The organism is Kitasatospora sp. NPDC059973, from assembly GCF_042737525.1.
Taxonomy (GTDB): domain Bacteria; phylum Actinomycetota; class Actinomycetes; order Streptomycetales; family Streptomycetaceae; genus Kitasatospora.
Genome location: NZ_JBHWUI010000070.1, coordinates 1 through 18,588, shown reverse-complemented (window position 1 = coordinate 18,588; position 18,588 = coordinate 1). Strand labels below are relative to the sequence as shown.

15 protein-coding genes and 2 pseudogenes are annotated in these 18,588 nt (G+C 72.3%); 7 read left to right on the top strand and 10 right to left on the bottom strand.

Annotated features, from left to right (window positions below; all coding sequences use genetic code 11):
* The first annotated feature begins 8 nt into the window (after positions 1-8).
* The 6 genes from ACFWA9_RS20240 to ACFWA9_RS20215 all read left to right on the top strand — a co-directional run bounded on the left by ACFWA9_RS20240 (position 9) and on the right by ACFWA9_RS20215 (position 8,728).
* A complete protein-coding gene (locus tag ACFWA9_RS20240) occupies positions 9-1,889 on the top strand; it encodes a BTAD domain-containing putative transcriptional regulator (RefSeq protein ID WP_380388650.1) in 1,881 nt (626 codons plus the stop codon).
* An 81-nt stretch (positions 1,890-1,970) separates the two neighbouring features.
* Positions 1,971-3,434, top strand: a complete 1,464-nt coding sequence (locus ACFWA9_RS20235) for a hypothetical protein (protein ID WP_380388648.1) — start codon at positions 1,971-1,973, stop codon at positions 3,432-3,434.
* A gap of 85 nt (positions 3,435-3,519) precedes the next feature.
* Positions 3,520-5,550: a glycoside hydrolase domain-containing protein gene (locus tag ACFWA9_RS20230; protein ID WP_380388646.1), complete on the top strand. Its 2,031-nt coding sequence runs from the start codon at positions 3,520-3,522 to the stop codon at positions 5,548-5,550.
* A gap of 1,113 nt (positions 5,551-6,663) precedes the next feature.
* Positions 6,664-6,876, top strand: a complete 213-nt coding sequence (locus ACFWA9_RS20225; RefSeq protein WP_380388644.1) for a DUF6199 family natural product biosynthesis protein — start codon at positions 6,664-6,666, stop codon at positions 6,874-6,876.
* Positions 6,873-7,085 carry a hypothetical protein gene (locus ACFWA9_RS20220; protein WP_380388642.1) on the top strand — a complete coding sequence of 71 codons (213 nt, stop codon included), beginning with the start codon at positions 6,873-6,875 and terminating at the stop codon, positions 7,083-7,085. The genes ACFWA9_RS20225 and ACFWA9_RS20220 overlap by 4 nt, the downstream gene beginning before the upstream one ends.
* A gap of 449 nt (positions 7,086-7,534) precedes the next feature.
* On the top strand, positions 7,535-8,728 hold the full coding sequence (locus tag ACFWA9_RS20215) for a mechanosensitive ion channel family protein (protein WP_352294430.1): 1,194 nt from the start codon (positions 7,535-7,537) through the stop codon (positions 8,726-8,728).
* 225 nt (positions 8,729-8,953) lie between these two features.
* Here the strand turns inward: ACFWA9_RS20215 and ACFWA9_RS20210 are convergent, their stop codons facing one another.
* From ACFWA9_RS20210 to ACFWA9_RS20165, 10 genes and pseudogenes are all read right to left on the bottom strand, one after another.
* Complete coding sequence (locus ACFWA9_RS20210) at positions 8,954-9,649, bottom strand: FadR/GntR family transcriptional regulator (protein ID WP_329485073.1); 696 nt, start codon at positions 9,647-9,649, stop codon at positions 8,954-8,956.
* Positions 9,650-9,789: 140 nt separating this feature from the next.
* Entirely contained in the window at positions 9,790-10,671 is an 882-nt protein-coding gene (locus ACFWA9_RS20205) for an amidohydrolase family protein (protein WP_352294432.1), read from the bottom strand.
* A complete protein-coding gene (locus ACFWA9_RS20200) occupies positions 10,668-10,979 on the bottom strand; it encodes an L-rhamnose mutarotase (RefSeq protein WP_329485071.1) in 312 nt (103 codons plus the stop codon). The genes ACFWA9_RS20205 and ACFWA9_RS20200 overlap by 4 nt, the downstream gene beginning before the upstream one ends.
* Positions 10,976-11,632, bottom strand: a complete 657-nt coding sequence (locus ACFWA9_RS20195; RefSeq protein WP_380388639.1) for a lactate utilization protein C — start codon at positions 11,630-11,632, stop codon at positions 10,976-10,978. Before ACFWA9_RS20195 ends, ACFWA9_RS20200 begins: the two co-directional genes overlap by 4 nt.
* Positions 11,629-13,080 (bottom strand): annotated as a pseudogene (locus ACFWA9_RS20190) (lactate utilization protein B). The gene ACFWA9_RS20195 and the pseudogene ACFWA9_RS20190 overlap by 4 nt, the downstream one beginning before the upstream one ends.
* The gene (locus ACFWA9_RS20185) at positions 13,077-13,817 is read right to left on the bottom strand and encodes a (Fe-S)-binding protein (RefSeq protein ID WP_380388637.1); all 741 of its coding nucleotides are present in this window, start codon (positions 13,815-13,817) and stop codon (positions 13,077-13,079) included. Before ACFWA9_RS20185 ends, ACFWA9_RS20190 begins: the two are co-directional and overlap by 4 nt.
* Positions 13,817-14,815 carry an aldo/keto reductase gene (locus ACFWA9_RS20180; RefSeq protein ID WP_380388635.1) on the bottom strand — a complete coding sequence of 333 codons (999 nt, stop codon included), beginning with the start codon at positions 14,813-14,815 and terminating at the stop codon, positions 13,817-13,819. The genes ACFWA9_RS20185 and ACFWA9_RS20180 overlap by 1 nt, the downstream gene beginning before the upstream one ends.
* Entirely contained in the window at positions 14,812-15,573 is a 762-nt protein-coding gene (locus tag ACFWA9_RS20175; RefSeq protein WP_380388633.1) for an SDR family NAD(P)-dependent oxidoreductase, read from the bottom strand. Before ACFWA9_RS20175 ends, ACFWA9_RS20180 begins: the two co-directional genes overlap by 4 nt.
* Complete coding sequence (locus ACFWA9_RS20170) at positions 15,570-16,913, bottom strand: L-fuconate dehydratase (RefSeq protein WP_329485064.1); 1,344 nt, start codon at positions 16,911-16,913, stop codon at positions 15,570-15,572. The genes ACFWA9_RS20175 and ACFWA9_RS20170 overlap by 4 nt, the downstream gene beginning before the upstream one ends.
* A gap of 11 nt (positions 16,914-16,924) precedes the next feature.
* Complete coding sequence (locus ACFWA9_RS20165) at positions 16,925-17,776, bottom strand: fumarylacetoacetate hydrolase family protein (protein ID WP_352294444.1); 852 nt, start codon at positions 17,774-17,776, stop codon at positions 16,925-16,927.
* A 510-nt stretch (positions 17,777-18,286) separates the two neighbouring features.
* On the opposite strand from ACFWA9_RS20165, the pseudogene ACFWA9_RS20160 reads away from it, so the two are divergent.
* A pseudogene (locus ACFWA9_RS20160) lies at positions 18,287-18,588 on the top strand (sugar ABC transporter substrate-binding protein); the annotation flags it as partial.

Sequence of the window (18,588 nt, the reverse complement as noted above, 5' to 3'; positions counted from 1 at the left end):
TCGGCCCTTTGGAACTCCGTCAGGAAACCACCGCTACCGCCTTCCAGGGCGCGCGAACCGGGGCGCTGCTCGCCGCTCTGCTGGTCGATCCCAACCGGCCCCTCTCGGTGCACCGTCTCGCCTCCGCCGTCTGGGACGGTGCCGCGCCCGCCTCGGCGGCCTCGTCCCTGGCCAACCACGTCGCCCGGCTGCGACGACTGCTCGGCCCGGACGGGCGGACCCGGCTGCGCACCGTACCGCCTGGCTACGAGCTCACCGTCGGCCCGGGCGAACTCGACGCCGCCGAGTTCTCGGGCGAACTCCGGCAGGCCCGTGCGGCCCGGCTCAAGGGGGACTGGCAGCAGGTGGCCGACCGCACAGGGGCCGCGCTCGGTCTGTGGCGCGGTACCCCGCTGAGCAACCTGGGCCCGCTCGGCCCGGACCTGCGGGCCGAGGTTCACCGCCTCGGCGAGGCCCGACTGGAGGCCCTGGAGTGGTACCACGAGGCCGAGTTGGAACTCGGTCGCCACCAGGGCCTGGTCTCCGGGCTCACTCGGCTGGCCCACGAGCACCCGCTCCGCGAGACCTTCCACGGCCAGCTGATGCGGGCCCTGCACCGGAGCGGCCTGCGCGCCGAGGCCCTGGCGGCCTACCAGGGACTGCGCTCCGCCCTGGTGGACCAGCTCGGGATCGACCCCGGACCCGCCCTCCAGCGGATCCATCAGGAGGTCCTCCAGACCAGCGGCACCATACCCCGCCCGCGGCGGTCCGCCGCGGCGGAGGCACCCGCCGAATCACGCCACAGCCGGACACGGCCCTCCCAAATTCCACCGTGCCCCTCGCACTTCACCGGACGCGAATCCGAGGTCGCGGGCCTGTGCGCGGCCCTCACCACACCTGCCGAGCAGGGGAGGGTCGCTGTGGTGAGCGGCATGGCCGGCGCCGGCAAGACGGCCCTCGCGCTGCGCACCGCCCAGCTCCTGCAGGAGCAATTCCCCGACGGACAGTTGTACGTCAACCTGCTCGGCTCCACGACCGGCCGGTGGCCGCTCCACCCTGCGCAGGCGCTCGCCGCCCTGCTGCACGACCTCGGCCACCCGCCGGGGCGGATCCCGGAGGACGTCGACGCCGCGGCCGCACTGCTGCGCAGCACGCTCGTAGAGCGCCGCGCCCTGCTCGTCCTGGACAGCGCGGCCTGCGCGGCCCAGGTCCGCCCCCTGCTGCCCTCCGGCCCCGGGTGCGCCGTCCTCGTCACGAGCCGGCTCTCACTGACGGCGCTGGACAGCGCGGCCAAGCTCCGGCTGGGACCGCTTCCGTTGCCGGACGCCCTCGACCTCATCGGCCGTGCGTCCGGCCGTGCGCACGGCGAGCTGGACTCGCCCGCAGCAGCACGGCTGGTGGAACTCTGCACGCGGCTCCCGCTCGCCCTGCGGATCGCGGCGGCCCGGCTGGCGGCCCGCCGCGCCCTGGGTATCACCGCGCTGGTCGAGGAGCTCACCCTGCTCGACGAGCGCCTGGACGGGCTGGAGCACGACGACCTCAGCGTGCGGCAGTCGCTGCGCGTCACCTATGACTGGCTCTGCGAAAACGGCCGTCCGCTGGACAACGCCGCCGCCGCCGCCCTGTTGCGGATGGGCTCGGTCGACCTGCCGGCCTACACCGCACCGGCGGTCGCCCGTCTGCTGGACACCGACGACAACCACGCCGACCGGGTGCTCAACCGGCTCGCCGAGGTGGCCCTGGCGGAGGAATGTGGCCGCGGCCGCTACACGACGCACGAACTGGTCCGGGCCTTCGCCCGCGAGCTCGCCCGGGAGCGCGCGGCAGTCGCGGGCGCCGGTTCGAGCACCGTCCTGGCCGTGCCCGGCGCCCTGGCGGCCACTGTACCGGCGGGCGTGATCGCGCGGTGATCGGGCGGTGATCGGGCTCTCGGAGGATCACGGTGTGCGCCCCCAGAGGCGCTTCCCGATTCTCCGAGGAGCCGACACTCCATGCTCAAGCTCATCTTCGCCCGTCCGTTCTCCCGCTCCACCGTCGGGGGAGTCGCGTCGATCGTGATCGGCGCGTCCCTGCTCGCCGCCACCCCGGCGGCCGCCGATACGGTCGTCTCCTACGGTGAGCAGGTCACCTCAACCGGCTCCATCGGCCGCTGGGCGGCGCCGGGCGGCCCGGTGACCCGGCAGCAGGCGATCGCCCGGGCTCAGGACTGGGCCGACCAGCGGGTGCCGTACAGTCCGAACGGCCTCACCCCGCCCTACGGCTGGTGGGCCGACGAGGCCACCGGCGGCCGCTACCGTGAGGACTGCTCGGGGCTCATCTCGATGGCCTGGCAGCTCACCAGCAGCCTGACCACGAGCAGCCTGCCGAACGTGTCCACCAAGGTCACCGACAAGTCCACCCTCCTGCCGGGCGACGCCCTCAACGACGATGGCGACGGACACGCGGTGCTGTTCGCGGGTTGGATCGACAAGTCCGCAGGGACGTTCAAGTACTACGCCGAGCACCGGCGGGGCGTGCCCACCTCGCTGGAGCAGGCCAACGTCTACAGCGGCTCCATCGACGGCCACCCGGCGGGCAACTACGTGGGGCTGCGGTACAAGAAGATCACCGGCTCCGGCGGCACCGGCACCATGCGGGTGGATACGGTGGCCGGCGGCAGCGTTTACGACAATCAGCGGAACTCGGACGGTTCCTGGGACGGGGTGGCACTGCTGGACGGCAACGGCGGTATCACCCAGGTCGCCACCGCGGCGCTCACCGACGGTACGTTCCATGTCCAGACCCTGGCCGGCGGCAAGGTCTTCGACAACCAGCGCAACCGCGACGGCTCGTGGACGGGCGCGAACCTGGTGGACGGCAGCGGCGGCATCTCGGCCGTCTCCTCCGTCGGGCTGACCGACGGGACCCTGCACGTCCAGACCCTGGCCGGCGGCAAGGTCTTCGACAACCAGCGCAACCGCGACGGCTCGTGGACGGGCGCGAACCTGGTGGACGGCAGCGGCAGCATCTCGGCCGTCTCCTCCGCGCGCCTCAGCGACGGGACCCTGCACGTCCAGACCATCGCTGACGGCAAGGTCTTCGACAACCAGCGCAACCCCGACGGCACTTGGACCGGCGCCAACCTCCTCGACGGCAACGGCCACATCGCCGCCGTCTCCGCCGCCGGCCTCCCCGACGGGACCCTCCACGTCCAGACCGTCGTCAGCGGCAACGTGTACGACAACCAGCGCAACACCGACGGCACTTGGACCGGCGCCAACACCCTCGACCAGAACGGCCACATCGCCGCCGTCTCCGCCGCCGGCCTCCCCGACGGGACCCTCCACGTCCAGACCCTCGTCAGCGGCAACGTGTACGACAACCAGCGCAACACCGACGGCTCCTGGACCGGCGCCAACACCCTCGACCAGAACGGCGCCATCACCGCCGTCTCCGCCGCCGGCCTCGGATCCTGACCACACCTCACGCCCGCTGACGATCGGCCGGTCCGGCACGGGCCGACCGGCCGATCGTCCTGCGCCACCAGATGGGAAATCCACTGTGCTGAACCGATCCCTCCAACTCCCCGTCAGGGCACTCGCGGTCTTCGGCGTCTGCGCGGCGATGGCCGGCCCGGCGGCGGGTGCCGCCGCGGCCGCCGGCCCAGCCACGACATCCGTGACCTACCAGGGACACCGGTTCCAGGTGCCCGCCGACTGGCCCGTCGTCGACCTCCGGGAGAATCCGTCCGCCTGTGTGCGCTTCGACCGCCACGCCGTCTACCTCGGTACGCCCGGGGCGGCCCAGGACTGCCCGAGTCGGCTCACCGGCCGGACGGAGGCGCTGCTGATCGAGCCGAAGGCCGATACCGGCATCACCACGGGCACCACCGACAACCCGTCGGCCCGCGAACTCTCCGCGACCGCGCCGGGCATCAGGGTCACCGCCGGCTACGCCGCCGACCCAGCCCGAATGCAGGACATCCTGCGGCGAGCAGGCCTGCACCCGGCCGCCTCGGGCCGGACCACGAGCCCCACCGCCGCACCGGCGCTCGCCCCCGCCCTCACACCGGCCGCCCTCCCGAGAACCATCACCGACTTCGTCGGCAAGGGGTTCGAGACCTGCGCCGCACCGAGTTCGGGCGCCATGGACACGTGGATCAACGCGTCGCCCTACCGGGCAGTGGGGATCTACATCGGTGGCGCCCGGAGCTGCGCCCAGCCGAACCTGACGGCCGGGTGGGTCCAGCACCAAGCCTCGGCCGGCTGGCGGTTCATGCCGATCTACGCGGGCGTCCAGGCTTGGAGCATCAGCAATCCGGCCGCCCAGGGCGCGGCCTCCGCGGACGAGGCGATCGCCCAGGCTGCCGCACTCGGGTTCGGCCCAGGCTCGACGCTCTACGACGACATGGAGAACTACGACTCCTCCCGCTACAGCGGTGCCGTGCTCAGCTACCTCGCGGCCTGGACCGAGCGGCTTCACGCCCGCGGCTACCTCTCCGGCGTCTACTCCAGCGCCTCCTCCGGCATCGCCGACCTGGCGCGGAACGCTGCCCGGTACACCATGCCGGACGTGATCTGGACCGCCCGCTGGAACGAGAACCCGGACACCAGCGATCCCGTCGTCCCCGCCTCGCTCTGGGCCAACCACCAGCGGATCCATCAGTACCGGGGCGACAAGTCGGAGAGCTACGGCGGTGTGACGATGAACATCGACGCCGACTACCTCGACGTCGGCGTCTCCCGCGGTCCGAAGCCCACCACCGTGATGCGGGTGGATACGGTGGCCGGCGGCAGCGTTTACGACAATCAGCGGAACTCGGACGGTTCCTGGGACGGGGTGGCACTGCTGGACGGCAACGGCGGTATCACCCAGGTCGCCACCGCGGCGCTCACCGACGGTACGTTCCATGTCCAGACCCTGGCCGGCGGCAAGGTCTTCGACAATCAGCGCAACCGCGACGGCTCGTGGACGGGCGCGAACCTGGTGGATGGCAGCGGCGGCATCTCGGCCGTCTCCTCCGTCGGGCTGACCGACGGGACGTTGCACGTCCAGACCGTCGCTGACGGCAAGGTCTTCGACAACCAGCGCAATTCCGATGGGAGCTGGACCGGCGCCAATCTGGTGGACGGCAGCGGCAGCATCTCGGCCGTCTCCTCCGCGCGCCTCAGCGACGGGACCCTGCACGTCCAGACCATCGCTGACGGCAAGGTCTTCGACAACCAGCGCAACCGCGACGGCACTTGGACCGGCGCCAACCTCCTCGACGGCAACGGCCACATCGCCGCCGTCTCGGCCGCCGGCCTCCCCGACGGGACCCTCCACGTCCAGACCCTCGTCAGCGGCAACGTGTACGACAACCAGCGCAACACCGACGGCACTTGGACCGGCGCCAACACCCTCGACCAGAACGGGCACATCGCCGCCGTCTCCGCCGCCGGCCTCGCCGACGGGACCCTGCACGTCCAGACCGTCGTCAGCGGCAACGTGTACGACAACCAGCGCAACCGCGACGGCTCCTGGACCGGCGCCAGCCTGCTGGACGGCAATGGCGACATCTCCGCGCTCTCCGCCGCAGCGGTCACCAGCTGATCCACTTCCTCGGCCGGTCAGTACCCCGGGTGCTGAGCAGGCTACCCGTGCGTCCGAGGGCCAACAGGCGGCCTGCGTGGCCTCGCGGCTCCGATGTATCGCGAACCGGAGTGGATGGCCGCGTCCGTACGTCGTCGCACCGGCACTCGCGTGGCCGTGAGGAAAGCTGCTCCGCGGCAACTCACGCGAACCGCCCGGGACGAGAGGGGTCAGTCATCCGCGGACGACTGACCCCTTTCCACGAAGTCCGGCGGGGCAGAGACCATGGGCGAGCGAACGGGAACATGGCCGAGCGTTCCTGCCACTCACTGTGCCCGGGCGGGGGCTGCGGGGCACCTGGCTGGTGCTGACCCGGGCCGTCTCGGCGGTCCTTGGCACCGGAAGGTAGGCCTGGGAGACGGTCAATCAAGAGGAGCCGGGGCCGTCCTGTGCGGTTGGCGTCGGCCTGCTGAGAGCGCTGAACCGACGGTTGATACGCCGCTCAGACGGCCGGTCAAGTTCTCGCCCGCAAACGGTTCGCTCAGGTCCAGGGCATGTGGACGGCCGTCCCGCAGTAGAGCGGCGGTCGAAACTTGTTGCCCTTGCTGCGGTTGGAGGCGGCGGAGACGGCGATCAGCTGGGAGTGGGTAAGGTCGGTGGCGTAGGCGCGGGGCTTGGCGGTGGTCGAGGTGTCGGCTCCGATTGGCGGGGAGCGTCATTTCGGGCGTGCGATATTCCTTCGCTGAAGCCTCGGCGGAACCGTGTATCGGCCAGGCTCCACGTCGCCGGCCACCGGGTCGGTCACGGGGGCAGGGGGGACGACGTGACCACGGAGCGGGACGAGCCCGCCGGCGGAGGCGGTCGACCGGGGACGCGGTTGCCCTGGTCGGCCGTCTGGTAGGGGACCGAGGGAGGAGCCAGCCGGTGGTGCCGTCCGAGGTCGGTGCGGGGCGGGGGTCAGTGTGAGCCCGGAGCCGATGTCGCCGCCGAGGTCGCCCACCGCGATGCCGGACAGCCGGGTGGTGGCGCACCGCGGGTTGCAGACCCTGGTTCAGGCGAGGCTGTGAGGGCAGCCGCTGGATGAGCGGGTGTCAGGTGAGAGGAACGCCCGCGGTGGCCAGACGAGGAGGACGGATGTTCATCATGGTGGCGTGCGCGGTGTTCGCGATGGGGCTTCTTCAGGTACTGCGGCCACAGCTCCTGTGGGGGATGAACCGGCGGCTCCAGCGGGGGTGGGTGAAGGACCCTGATGCCGGTGAGCCCACGCCCAGGGGTTACCTGATGCAGCGTGTGGTCGGGATCGCGTTCCTCGCCATTGCCGTATGGATGCTGGTCTCCCACCTGTGACGACGAAGCGCAACACCGTGGAGCGTGCGATCAACAGCTTGCTGCGGGCCCGCCGCGACCTGGTCGGCGCGGGCGTGGAGGAACTGCTGCGGGTGAACCTCTCCATCGGTGGCGCCCCTTCCCCGGCTCGGACTCTCGGACGTGCGGCTCGGGAGGTCGACGTCAAACGGGAGGAGTTGGTCCTGGTGCTTGCCGAGGACGCGAACTGACCACAGCAGCCTCCTGCTCGCCGCGCCTGCGGGGATGGCCCCGCGGCGGCGGCCGCACACCGGCACGCACGCCCCGGGTCTCAGCACCGCCGCGGAGCGGCGGGCGGGTCGTCCCCGGCGGGCCGAGCGCTCGAGCTGGCGCCGGCGTAGCGACCTTCCGCCGACCGTTTCCCATGGCAAGGGGGAGCCCCCGGGCCCGACCGGCGCTCGGTTCTGGTGATCGTCGGCCGTTCGTCGGGCGGGCAGGGCGCGGTCGACCGGCTGCACGTCGGGCTGCTCGTAGCTGCGGCCTGCCCATGGGGCAGGATGGCAGTCCGTTCGGAATGCGTACATCCGCTCCGACGTGGCTATGAACAGAACGATCTGACAGGCAACAGGGTGACGACACAACACATACAGCGGCCGGCGACGGCCCGTTCCCTCCCTCCCCACGCAGTGGAAGCGGCGCGGTGACCCGGGACCTGGTCCTGCACGACTGGGTGGTGGCCGGCATCACGCTGGCCTCCGGCTGCACGGCCGGTCTCCTGCTGCGGGCCCTGATGAAATGGCTGGGCAAACACGCGACCAGGACCAAATGGAGCGGTGACGACGTCATCGTCGACGCGCTGCGCACCATCGTTCCCTGGGCAGCCGTGCTCGCCGGGGTCGCGGTGGCCGCTTCGGCGCTTCCGCTCACCGCGCGGACTGGGGGACTGGTCGATCAGTCGCTGATGGCCGTGTTCATCGTCATCGCGACGCTCAGCGCGGCCCGGGTGGTGGCCGGGCTGGTGCAGTCCGTGGCCGCCTCTCGAACGGGTGTCGCGGCATCCGCGTCCATCTTCGTCAACATCACCCGGATCGTGGTGCTGTCGATGGGCGTCCTCGTGGCCCTGGAGACCCTCGGGGTGTCCATCGCCCCGCTGGTCACCGCCCTCGGCGTGGGCGGTCTCGCGGTCGCGCTGGCGTTGCAGGACACCCTCGCCAACCTCTTCGCGGGTGTGCACATCCTCGCTTCCAAGACGGTCCAGCCGGGTGACTACATCCGGCTCACCAGCGGGGAGGAGGGGTACGTCGTCGACATCAACTGGCGCAACAGCGTGGTGCGCAACCTGTCGAACAACCTGGTGATCATCCCCAACGGCCGCCTGGCGCGGACGAACATGACGAACTACTCGCAGCCCGAGCAGAAGCTGTCGATCCTGGTCCAGGTCGGGGTCGGATACGACAGCGACCTGGAGCACGTGGAGAGAGTCACCCTCGACGTCGTCGACAGTGTGATGGCTGACATCAGCGGCGGCGTGCCCGACCACGAGGCCGCCGTCCGCTTCCACACCTTCGCGGACTCAAGGATCAACTTCACGGTGATCCTGGGTGTCGGCGAGTTCAGCGACCAGTACCGGATCAAGCACGAGTTCATCAAGCGCCTCCACCAGCGGTACCGGACGGAAGGCATCTCGATCCCCGCGCCTACGCGGACGGTCTCGCTCCAGCAGGACGGGACGGGCGCCCCGTCCTACCTCCCCCCGGTGCCGCACCAGCGGGACCCGTCACGTGGCGACGGCGGCCTCCTCCGGCTTGAGGGGGTGCAGGAGGACGTGGACTCGCTCGTCGCCGATCCGGTGGTGCGGCGCCCGGTGCTCGGCCGTGAGGTGCTCGACCAGTAGGTCCTCCACCCCGGAGTCTGCGGCGAGGACCGTACGGGCCGGCAACCGCGCAAGGGCGATCCGTTCACCACCGGGGAACGACGCCAGGCACTCGCCGGCAGCCGTGACAGGCCCGTGGTGGACGGCTCTGTTCGCAGGACGGACACGCCTGTCGCACGGGCCCGCGTGGGGTGGCCGGCGGATCGGCGGACAGGGGGATCGGCGGCCGGGCGGATCGGCGGCCCGTCAGCCGAGTGCGGACCCGGGGGCGCCGAGGATGTTGCGTAGCCACTGCTCGACGCCGGCCACGTGGATCGTGGCCCAGGCGTGCGCGACGTCGGGGCGACGGCCGGCGATGGCGTCGAAGATGGCGCGGTGCTGCTCGCGGGTCCGGGCGACGGCGCCCTCCTCGGTGAGGCCGCGCCAGGTCCGGGCCCGCGCGGTCGGGCCGGACAGCCCGTCGATGAGCGAGCAGAGCACGGAGTTGCCCGAGCCTGCCGCGATCCGGCGGTGGAACTCGACGTCGTTGTCGATCAGCTCCTCCAGCGCCGAGTCGTCGCGCAGGCCTTCCAGCACCTCGCCCAGGGCGGTGATGTCCTGCTCGGACATCACTCGGGCGGCCATGGCCGCGGCGGCGGGCTCCAGGATGCGGCGGACCTCCAGGAAGTCCAGCACCGTGTCGTCCTGGTGGAAGTCGAGGACGAAGCCGAGCGCGTCCAGCAGCAGGTGCGGCTCAAGGCTGGTCACGTATGTGCCGTCGCCCTGGCGCACGTCCAGCACCCTGATCAGCGAGAGCGCCTTGACCGCCTCGCGTAGGGAGTTGCGTGACAGGCCGAGCCGCTCGGCGAGGTCGGCCTCCTTGGGCAGCCGCGCGCCCGGCCGCAGCTCACCGCTGACGATCATGGCCTTGATCTTCTCGATCGCCTCGTCGGTGACGGGCACGGTGTTGCCTCCCTGGTCCTGATCGTCACAGCATAGTCACCCCGCCCCTCCCGGCCCGGGGTCCGTCGGCCGCGGCAGGGTGGCACCTGCGGCCGGTGTCACGGGCGGCCGGTGTCACGGGCGGCGGCGCGGGCCCCGGTTCAGGTGGCGGTGACGCCCGGAACGGGTACGTCGAGGCCGTAGACCAGGACCGCGTTGCGCCGGAACACCGCGTCCCGCTCGCCCGGGCTCAGCCCGGCCACGAGCTGCTCGGCGGTCCGCACGACGTCGGAGTAGCCGGCCCGAAGGGTGCACACCGGCCAGTCGGAACCGAAGAGCAGCCGCCGCGGGCCGAAGGCGTCGAGGACGGTGTCGGCGTACGGCCCGAGGTGCTCGCTCCCCCAGCGGCCGGGCGCGGCCTCGGTGACCAGGCCGGACAGCTTGCACACGGTGTTGGGCAGGGCGGCCAGACGGCGTACGTGCCCCGCCCAGGGTTCGAGCGCCCCGGTGGCGATCGGCGGCTTGCCCAGGTGGTCGAGGACGAACGTCAGACCGGGCATCCGGGCGGCCGCGGCGGTGGCGGCGGGCAGCTGGTGCGGCCTGACGACCAGGTCGTAGGCGAGGCCCGCCCCGGCGACCGCGCGTAGCCCGCGGTGCACGTCGGGCCGCAGCAGCCAGCCCGGGTCGGGCTCCTCCTGGACCTGGTGCCGGATGCCCACCAGCCGGTCGCCGCCTGGTCGTTCACGCAGGGCGGCGAGCGCGTCGGCGACGTCGGGGGCGGTGAGGTCGGTCCAGCCGACGACGCCGGCGACCAGGCCGCCGCCGGCGGCGAGGGCCAGCAGCTCGGAGGTCTCCCCGGGGACGCAGACGGTCTGGACGACGACGGTGGCGCTCACACCGGCGGCGCGGGCCCGCGGAGCCAGGTCCTCGACGTGGAAGGAGCGGGCGAGCGGGGCGAGGGCCGCACCGGTGATCCAGGGCTGGGGCCTCGCCGCGAGGTTCCAGAGGTGGTGGTGCGCGTCGACGGTCCCGGGGCCGGTCACAGCTCCCACACCGCCCGGAGCCCGGCCGCGGCACCGCCCTCACCGTAGTCGTGCGCGACGTCGAGGAGTTCGCCCATCCGCGCCTGCCAGGCGACGTTGACCGGAAGGCGCTCCAGTTCGCCGAGCAGCCGGGCGTAGTCCTCGCATTCGAGCAGGTGGAACAGCTCGCAGCCGCTGCGCCAGATGGTCCAGGAGTTGACGCCGGCGGCGCGGATGGCGGCGGTGAGTTCGGCGGGCACCGCGCGGTGGGCGGCCTCGTACTCCTCGATCCGGTCCTCGCGGACGCGGGTGTGCAGGGCGATCCTCATGACGGCTCCGGGTCCGGTCGGGTGGGGTCGACGATGATGACGTGCAGGGTGCGGGGGCCGTGCACGCCCTCGACCCGGTCGAGTTCGATGTCGCTGGTGGCGGACGGGCCCGAGACGAAGGTCAGCGGGAGCGTCGGATCGAGGCGGGCGAGGGCCTCGGGGACGTCGTCGGCGATCTGGCCGGCCCGGATGACGCACAGGTGGTAGTCGGGGACCAGGGTGAGCGCACGGCGGCCCTGGCCGGGGCCGGTGTCCAGGACGACGGTCCCGGTGACGGCGATGCCGGCGGCGGCGAGGGTGACGGCGCCGTCCAGGGCGTCCAGCTCGGGAACGTCCAGCGGTTCCGGGTGCCACTGCCAGTCGCCGGGCGGCAGCAGCTCGACGGGGAAGCCGTCGGGCAGCGCCAGACGGACGGCGGCGCGGGCGGTGAGGGCGGCGGCGATGGCGGCCGGCAGGCCCGCCCGGTCGGTGCGGGTGACGGTGGCGCGGTAGTCGGCGACCCGCTCGGCGAACAGGGCGACGACGTCCTCGCCCGGTTCGGTGTGGCGGCGGCGGTAGGCCCGGGGCACCGGGACGTCGTCCGGGTCCTCGCCGGCGGGGACGTCGGCGAGGGCGGCCCGGATGCGGCCGAGGACTGTTTCACGGCTGCTCATCGTTCGCCTTCCCGGTTCTTGCGCCACCAGGTCCGGAAGGACTCGGCCGGGGGCACGGGGGTGTCGCGGGTGTCGGACCAGCCGCGCAGCGGGCCCGGCAGCCGGCCGATGCGGCCGTGGCGGGCGAGGGCCCGGCCACCGAGGGCGGCGGCCTTCTGGGCGGCGCCGAGCAGTCGTGGGGAGCCGAGGACGGCGGCGGCCGCCCTCATGGCCGGCGCCTCCGCACCGCCCGTCCCGCTCTCGACGACCTCGGCCCGCAGGTGGACGAGCACCTCCGGGATGTCGATCTTCACGGGGCAGGCGTCGTAGCAGGCCCCGCAGAGGGTGGAGGCGAACGGCAGGCTCGCGGCGTTCTCGACGCCGACGAGCTAGGGGGTGAGGACGGCACCGATCGGGCCCGGGTAGACGGAGCCGTAGGCGTGGCCGCCGGTGCGCTCGAAGACCGGGCAGACGTTGAGGCAGGCGGAGCAGCGGATGCACGCCAAGGCCTGCCGTCCGACCCGGTCGGCGAGGGTGTCGGTGCGGCCGTTGTCGAGCAGGACCAGGTGGAAGGTCCGCGGGCCGTCGCCGTCGGTGGTGCCGGTCCAGGTGGAGGTGTAGGGGTTCATCCGCTCGCCGGTGGAGGAGCGCGGCAGCAGCTGGAGGAAGACCTCCAGGTCGGACCAGGTGGGGACGACCTTTTCGAGGCCCATGACGGTGATCAGCGTCTCGGGGAGGGTCAGGCACATCCGGCCGTTGCCCTCGGACTCCACGACGACGACCGTACCGGTGTCGGCGACGGCGAAGTTGGCCCCCGAGACGGCCACCTTGGCGGTGAGGAACCTGCTCCGCAGATGGCGGCGGGCCGCCTCCGCGAGGTCCGCCGGTTCGTCGGTCAGGCCCTCGGGAGCGGGCCGCCCCCAGTGGCGCATCTCGGCGGCGAACAGGTCGCGGATCTCGGTGCGGTTCCGGTGGATCGCGGGGACGAGGATGTGCGAGGGCCGGTCGTCGCCGAGTTGGACGATCAGCTCGGCCAGGTCGGTCTCGTAGGCGGTGATGCCGGCTTCGGTCAGGTGTTCGTTCAGCCCGATCTCCTGGGTGGCCATCGACTTCACCTTCACCACCTCGCGCTCGCCGGTCGCGAGCACCAGTTCGGTGACGATGCGGTTGGCCTCGGCCGCGTCGGCGGCCCAGTGCACGATGCCGCCCGCCACGGTGACGGATGCCTCCAACTGCACCAGGTAGCGGTCCAGGTGCCGCGAGGTGCGCCTCTTGATCGCGGCGCCGGCGTCCCGCAGCTGCTCCCAGTCGTCGAGTTCGGAGGCGACCGCGAGCCGCTTGTCGCGGATGGTGGCGGTGGCGCGCCTGAGGTTGGCGCGCAGTTGGGTGTCCTTCAGCGCCCCGCGGGCGGCGTCGGGGAAGGAGGGGGCGCCCAGCCAGACGACGCCGCGGTCACGGTGGTCGCTCACGGCGCGGCTCCTTCGGTGGTGGCGAGGATCTCGGCCAGGTGCATGGTGCGCACGGCGGCGCGCCGGCGGGACAGTCCGCCCCCGATGTGCATCAGACAGGAGTTGTCGGCGGCGCACAGCACCTCGGCCCCGCTGTCGAGCACCGCGTCGCCCTTGTCGGCGAGCATCGCGGCCGAGGTGTCGGCGTTCTTGACGGCGAAGGTGCCGCCGAAGCCGCAGCACGAGTCGGCCGCGGGGAGGTCGACCAGGTCGAGGCCCTCGACCTCGCGCAGCAGGCGCGAGGGGCGGTCCCCGAGCCGGAGGCCGCGCAGCGAGTGACAGGTGGGGTGGTAGGCGACCCGGTGCGGGAAGCGGGCCCCGACGTCCGTGACGCCCAGGACGTCGATGAGCAGCTCGGTGAACTCGTGCACCCGGGGTACCAGGTCCTCGACCTGCCGCTGGAGGCCGGGGTTCCCGTACTTCCGGGCCAGCAGGGGATGGTGGTCGCGGACCATGCCGGCGCAGGAGGCGGAGGGGGTGACCACGGCGTCGTAGTCGGCGAAGGCCCGGGCGAAGCGGGCCACCAGCGGTACGGCCTCGGGGCGGTAGCCGGTGTTGAAGTGCAGCTGCCCGCAGCAGGTCTGGTCCCGCGGGAACTCGACGGTGTGCCCGAGGCGTTCGAGGAGGGTCAGCACGGCCCGGCCGGTGCCGGGGTACAGGGTGTCGTTGAAGCAGGTGATGAACAGGGCGATGCGCATCAGCTCTCCCGCGCCGGGGTGGGGACGTCCGCCGGCAGTAGACCACGCTCCTTGAGGTCCGCCCAGAGCGCCGCCGGAACCGGGTGGTCGAGCAGCGCGGCGGCGTCCCGGACCTCCTCGGCGCTGCGGGTGCCGACCAGCACGCTCGCGACGGCCGGGTGCCCGAACGGGAACCGCAGGGCGGCGGCGCGCAGCGGTACGCCGTGCTCCGCGCAGACGGCCTTGAGCGCGGTGGCGCGGGCGAGCAGCTCGGCGGGGGCCGCGGTGTAGTCGAAGGTCGCGCCGGGGCGCGGGTCGGCGAGCAGGCCCGAGTTGAAGACGCCACCGACGACGACGCCGACGCCGCGCCGGTGGGCCAGCGGCAGCAGTTCGGCCAGTCCGCGCTGGTCGAGCAGACTGTAGCGGCCGGCCAGCAGGACGACGTCGAGGTCCGTCTCGCGGGTGAACCGGGCCAGCATCCCGGCCTGGTTCATACCGACCCCGATCGCCCCGAGGACGCCTTCGGCGCGCAGGCGTTCCAGCTCGGGGTAGGCCTCGGCGAGCGCCTGCTCGGCGTGGTCGTCGGGGTCGTGCAGGTAGGCGACGTCGATCCGGTCCAGGCCGAGGCGTCGGAGGCTGTCCTCGATGGAACGGCGCACGCCGCCGGCGCTGAAGTCCCAGACGCGGCGGTGGGTGGCGGGGACGGCGAAGCCGTCGGCCAGGTCGTCGCCCCCACCGGCGGGGGTCGGCTCCAGCAGCCGGCCGACCTTCGTGGACAGCGTGTACTCGCCCCGGGGCAGGGTGCGCAGCACGGCGCCGAGCCGGCGCTCGGACAGGCCCAGACCGTAGTGCGGGGCGGTGTCGAAGTACCGTACGCCGCACTCCCAGGCGGCGGTGACGGCCTGTTCCGCGCGGTCGTCGCCGACCGCGGTGAACAGGTTGCCGATTCCGGCGGCGCCGAAGCCGAGCTCGGTGACCTGGACCGGCGTGCGGCCGAGGGGGCGGCGGCGCGGCTTCACGGGCGGGGCTCCGGTCGCAGCCGCAGGCCGGCCATGCCGCCGTCGACCGCCAGGGCCGTGCCGGTGACGCTCGCGGCCGCCGGGGAGGCGAGGTAGGCGATGGCGGCGGCCACCTCCTCGGCGGCCACCAGACGCCCGGTCGGCTGACGGCCGTTCAGCGCGAGGCGTTCGGCGGCCGGGTCGTCGGCGGCGCCCAGCAGTCGCGCGACCCACGGGGTGTCGACGGTACCGGGGTTGACGCAGTTGACCCGGATGCCCTCGCGGACGTGGTCGGCGGCCATCGCGAGGGTGAGCGAGAGGACGGCGCCCTTGCTCGCCGAGTAGAGCGCGCGCCGCGGAAGGCCGGCGGTGGCGGCGATGGAGCAGGTGTTGACCACGGAGGCGTGCACCGAGCGGCGCAGGTGGGGCAGGGCGGCGCGGGTGGTGCGGACGATGCCGAGCACGTTGACGTCCAGGACGCGGTGCCACTGCTCGTCGGGGTTGTCCTCCAGCGTCCCGACCGCGCCGACGCCTGCGTTGTTGACCAGGATGTCGATCCCGCCGAGCGCCCGGGCCGCCGCCTGGACGGCCGAGCGCACCGAGCGGTCGTCAGCGACGTCGGCGGTGAAGCCGCGCAGCGGGGGGCGGGCGTCGGTCGGGTCGAGGTCCAGGACGGCGACGTCCGCTCCGCGCTCGCCGAGCAGTCGGGCGGTGGCCAGGCCGATGCCGGAGGCTCCGCCGGTGACCAGGGCGGTGAGCCCGTCGAGGTCGGAGGTCATGCCCGGCCCCCCTGCGCCGCCGGCTCCGACGGTTCCGCGGCCCAGAACGCGCCGCCCGGGTAGGTGTAGGTGTCGATGGTGGCCCGGTGCATCGTCGCGGAGAACCCGGGCGTGGTGGGGGCCCGGTAGCGACCGTTCTCGATCACCACCGGATCGAGGAAGTGCTGGTGGAGGTGGTCGACGAACTCGATGACACGGTCCTCGTCCGTGCCGGACAGCGCGACGTAGTCGAACATCGACAGGTGCTGGACGAGTTCGCACAGTCCGACGCCGCCGGCGTGCGGGCAGACCGGGACCCCGAACTTGGCGGCGAGCAGCAGGATGGCGAGGTTCTCGTTGACGCCGGCCACCCGGGCGGAGTCCAGCTGGAGGACGTCGATGGCGCCGGACTGGAGCAGCTGCTTGAAGATGATCCGGTTCTGCACGTGCTCACCGGTGGCGACCTTGATCGGGTGGACCCCCCGCCGGATGGCGGCGTGGCCGAGCACGTCGTCCGGACTGGTGGGTTCCTCGATCCAGTACGGGTCGAACTCGCCCAGGGCGTTGGTCCATTCGATCGCCTCGTCGACGTTCCAGCGCTGGTTGGCGTCGATCGCCATCCGGATGTCCGGCCCGACCGCCTCGCGGGCGGCGCGGCAGCGGCGGGTGTCGTCCGCCAGGTCGGCGCCGACCTTCAGTTTGATCTGGGTGAAGCCGTCGGCGACCGCCTGCTTGGCGAGGCGGGTGAGCTTCTCGTCGCTGTAGCCGAGCCAGCCGGGCGAGGTGGTGTAGGCGGGGTAGCCGCGGCGCAGCAGCTCGGTGGCCCGCGCCGGTGCGCCGCGCTTGCCGTTGCGCAGGAGTTCCAGCGCCTCGTCGGGAGTCAGCGCGTCCGTGAGGTAGCGGAAGTCGATCTGAGAGACCAGCCACGCCGGGTCCGCGTCGGCCAGCAGCTGCCACAGCGGCTTGCCCTCGCGCTTGGCGGCGAGGTCCCACACGGCGTTGACGACGGCGCCGACGGCCATGTGCATCACGCCCTTCTCGGGGCCGAGCCAGCGCAGTTGGCTGTCACCGATCAGGTCGCGGTACAGCGAGCCGGGGTCCGCGCACAGCCCGGTGACGGGGCGTCCGACGACGTGTTCGCGCAGCGCGTCGATCGCGGCGACCTGGACGTCGTTGCCGCGCCCGATGGTGAAGGCGAAGCCGTGGCCCTCGTGGCCGTCCGCGCCGGTGCGCAGGACGACGTAGGCGGCGGAGTAGTCGGGGTCGGGATTCATGGCGTCGGACCCGTCGAGTTCCCGCGAGGTGGGGAAGCGGATGTCGTAGGTGTCGACGGCGGTGATCCGCGCTGTGGTTGCGGACAACTCGGTGCCTTTCACGCGTGGGAGAAGGTCTGGCGCTGCGTGCCGAGGCCGTCGATGCCGAGTTCGACCGTGTCGCCGGCGCGCAGGTAGGGAGTGCCGGGCAGGCCCAGCGCGACGCCGGCCGGGGTGCCGGTGTTGATGACGTCGCCGGGCCGCAGGACCATGTACTGGCTCAGGTACCAGACCAGGTAGGGCACGTCGAAGACCATGTCCTTGGTGTCGCCGTCCTGCCGCACCTCGCCGTTGACGGCCAGGCGCAGGCCGAGCGCCCGCACGTCGCCGACCTCGTCCGGGGTGACCAGCCACGGACCCAGTGGATTGAACGTCTCGCAGGACTTCCCGAGGTCCCACTGGGCGGAGTAGTCGAGTTGGAACTCCCGCTCGGAGACGTCGTTGCTGATCGCGTAACCGGCGATGTGGTCCGCCACGTCTTCCGGGCTCGCCAGGTAACGGGCCTCCCGCCCGATGACGACCGCGAGTTCGACCTCCCAGTCGGTCCTGGTCGAGCCCCGGGGGATCAGCACCCGGTCGTAGGGGCCGACCACGGTGGAGGCGTCCTTCAGGAAGACCACCGGACGGTCCGGGACGGCCGCCCCGGTCTCCTCCGCGTGATCGCGGTAGTTGAGGCCGATGCAGACGACCTTGCCGGGGCGGGCGACGGGGGCGCCGGTCCGCAGGCCGGCCGGGTCGAGGGGCGTCAGCTCCCCGGCGGCCAGGGCCGCCCGGGCGCGGTCGATCCCGCCCGAGGCGAGGAACGCCCCGTCGATGTCACCGGTCAGGGCCGAGAGCGCGAACACCCGCCCGTCCTCGCCCAGGACCGCCGGAACCTCTTTCCCCGCCGGCCCGATCCGCAGGAACCTCATGCTGTCTCTCCCAGGTCACTCCGGAGGCCGTGGCTCTCCATGGGCCGATACATCGGATGAATCAGTGATGCCCAGACGATACGGAGCGACCTCGCATATCGCAAGAAGTCCTCCGATGTCTTCCTGGCGACACCGGGTGAGGCTCCGTCAGAAGCTCCCAAACCTCGCAGCTCAGAGCCGATATGATGGTACGTCGTGACACATCCGGGAAACTCGGATGTCACGGTTGTGAATCATCCGAGGTTTCCTCTTGTCAGTCAGCTGTCAGGCTCATAAGGTCCTCCGTATCGCAAGGCATCCCATGACTACGGGACGCGCGCTCCGGTGTCGTCTGCCGCCCCGATCGCCGCGACCAGGAACCGGCTCCCCTCCCGGACCAGGGCCGGAGAAGGCGGCCGGCTTCCCCTCCCGCCTCGCCTCACCGGGACGGGCTTCGCACCCCTCCCGCCGCGCCGGTTCCCCTCACCGCCGTGGAGGACCCGGCCAATCCCAGCCAAGGAGATCTGCACCATGAAGTTCCGCTCCTCCGGAACCGCGGCCACGCTCGCCGCCGTCGTCGTCCTGGCGGGGTTCGCCACTGCCTGCAACCGCGGTAGCGCCTCGGACTCCTCCGCCGGCGGCAAGCCGGCGATCGGCGTCGACCTGCCGCGTGCGGACTCCGACTTCTGGAACTCCTACGCGCAGTACGTCAAGCAGGACGCCTCCGCCCAGGGCCTGAACACCCTGCCGGTGAGCAACTCGCAGAACGACGTCACCAAGCTGGTCGCCAACGTCCAGGTCTTCCAGAACACGGGCGCCAAGGCCGTCGTCAT

What these genes read in the sequence shown, in the direction of transcription:
- ACFWA9_RS20175 (WP_380388633.1), bottom strand. Translation starts at nt 15,573, where the DNA reads ATGACCTCCGACCTCGACGGGCTCACCGCCCTGGTCACCGGCGGAGCC.
- ACFWA9_RS20200 (WP_329485071.1), bottom strand. Translation starts at nt 10,979, where the DNA reads ATGAGGATCGCCCTGCACACCCGCGTCCGCGAGGACCGGATCGAGGAG.
- ACFWA9_RS20185 (WP_380388637.1), bottom strand. Translation starts at nt 13,817, where the DNA reads ATGCGCATCGCCCTGTTCATCACCTGCTTCAACGACACCCTGTACCCC.
- ACFWA9_RS20195 (WP_380388639.1), bottom strand. Translation starts at nt 11,632, where the DNA reads ATGAGCAGCCGTGAAACAGTCCTCGGCCGCATCCGGGCCGCCCTCGCC.
- ACFWA9_RS20165 (WP_352294444.1), bottom strand. Translation starts at nt 17,776, where the DNA reads ATGAGGTTCCTGCGGATCGGGCCGGCGGGGAAAGAGGTTCCGGCGGTC.
- ACFWA9_RS20235 (WP_380388648.1), top strand. Translation starts at nt 1,971, where the DNA reads ATGCTCAAGCTCATCTTCGCCCGTCCGTTCTCCCGCTCCACCGTCGGG.
- ACFWA9_RS20225 (WP_380388644.1), top strand. Translation starts at nt 6,664, where the DNA reads ATGTTCATCATGGTGGCGTGCGCGGTGTTCGCGATGGGGCTTCTTCAG.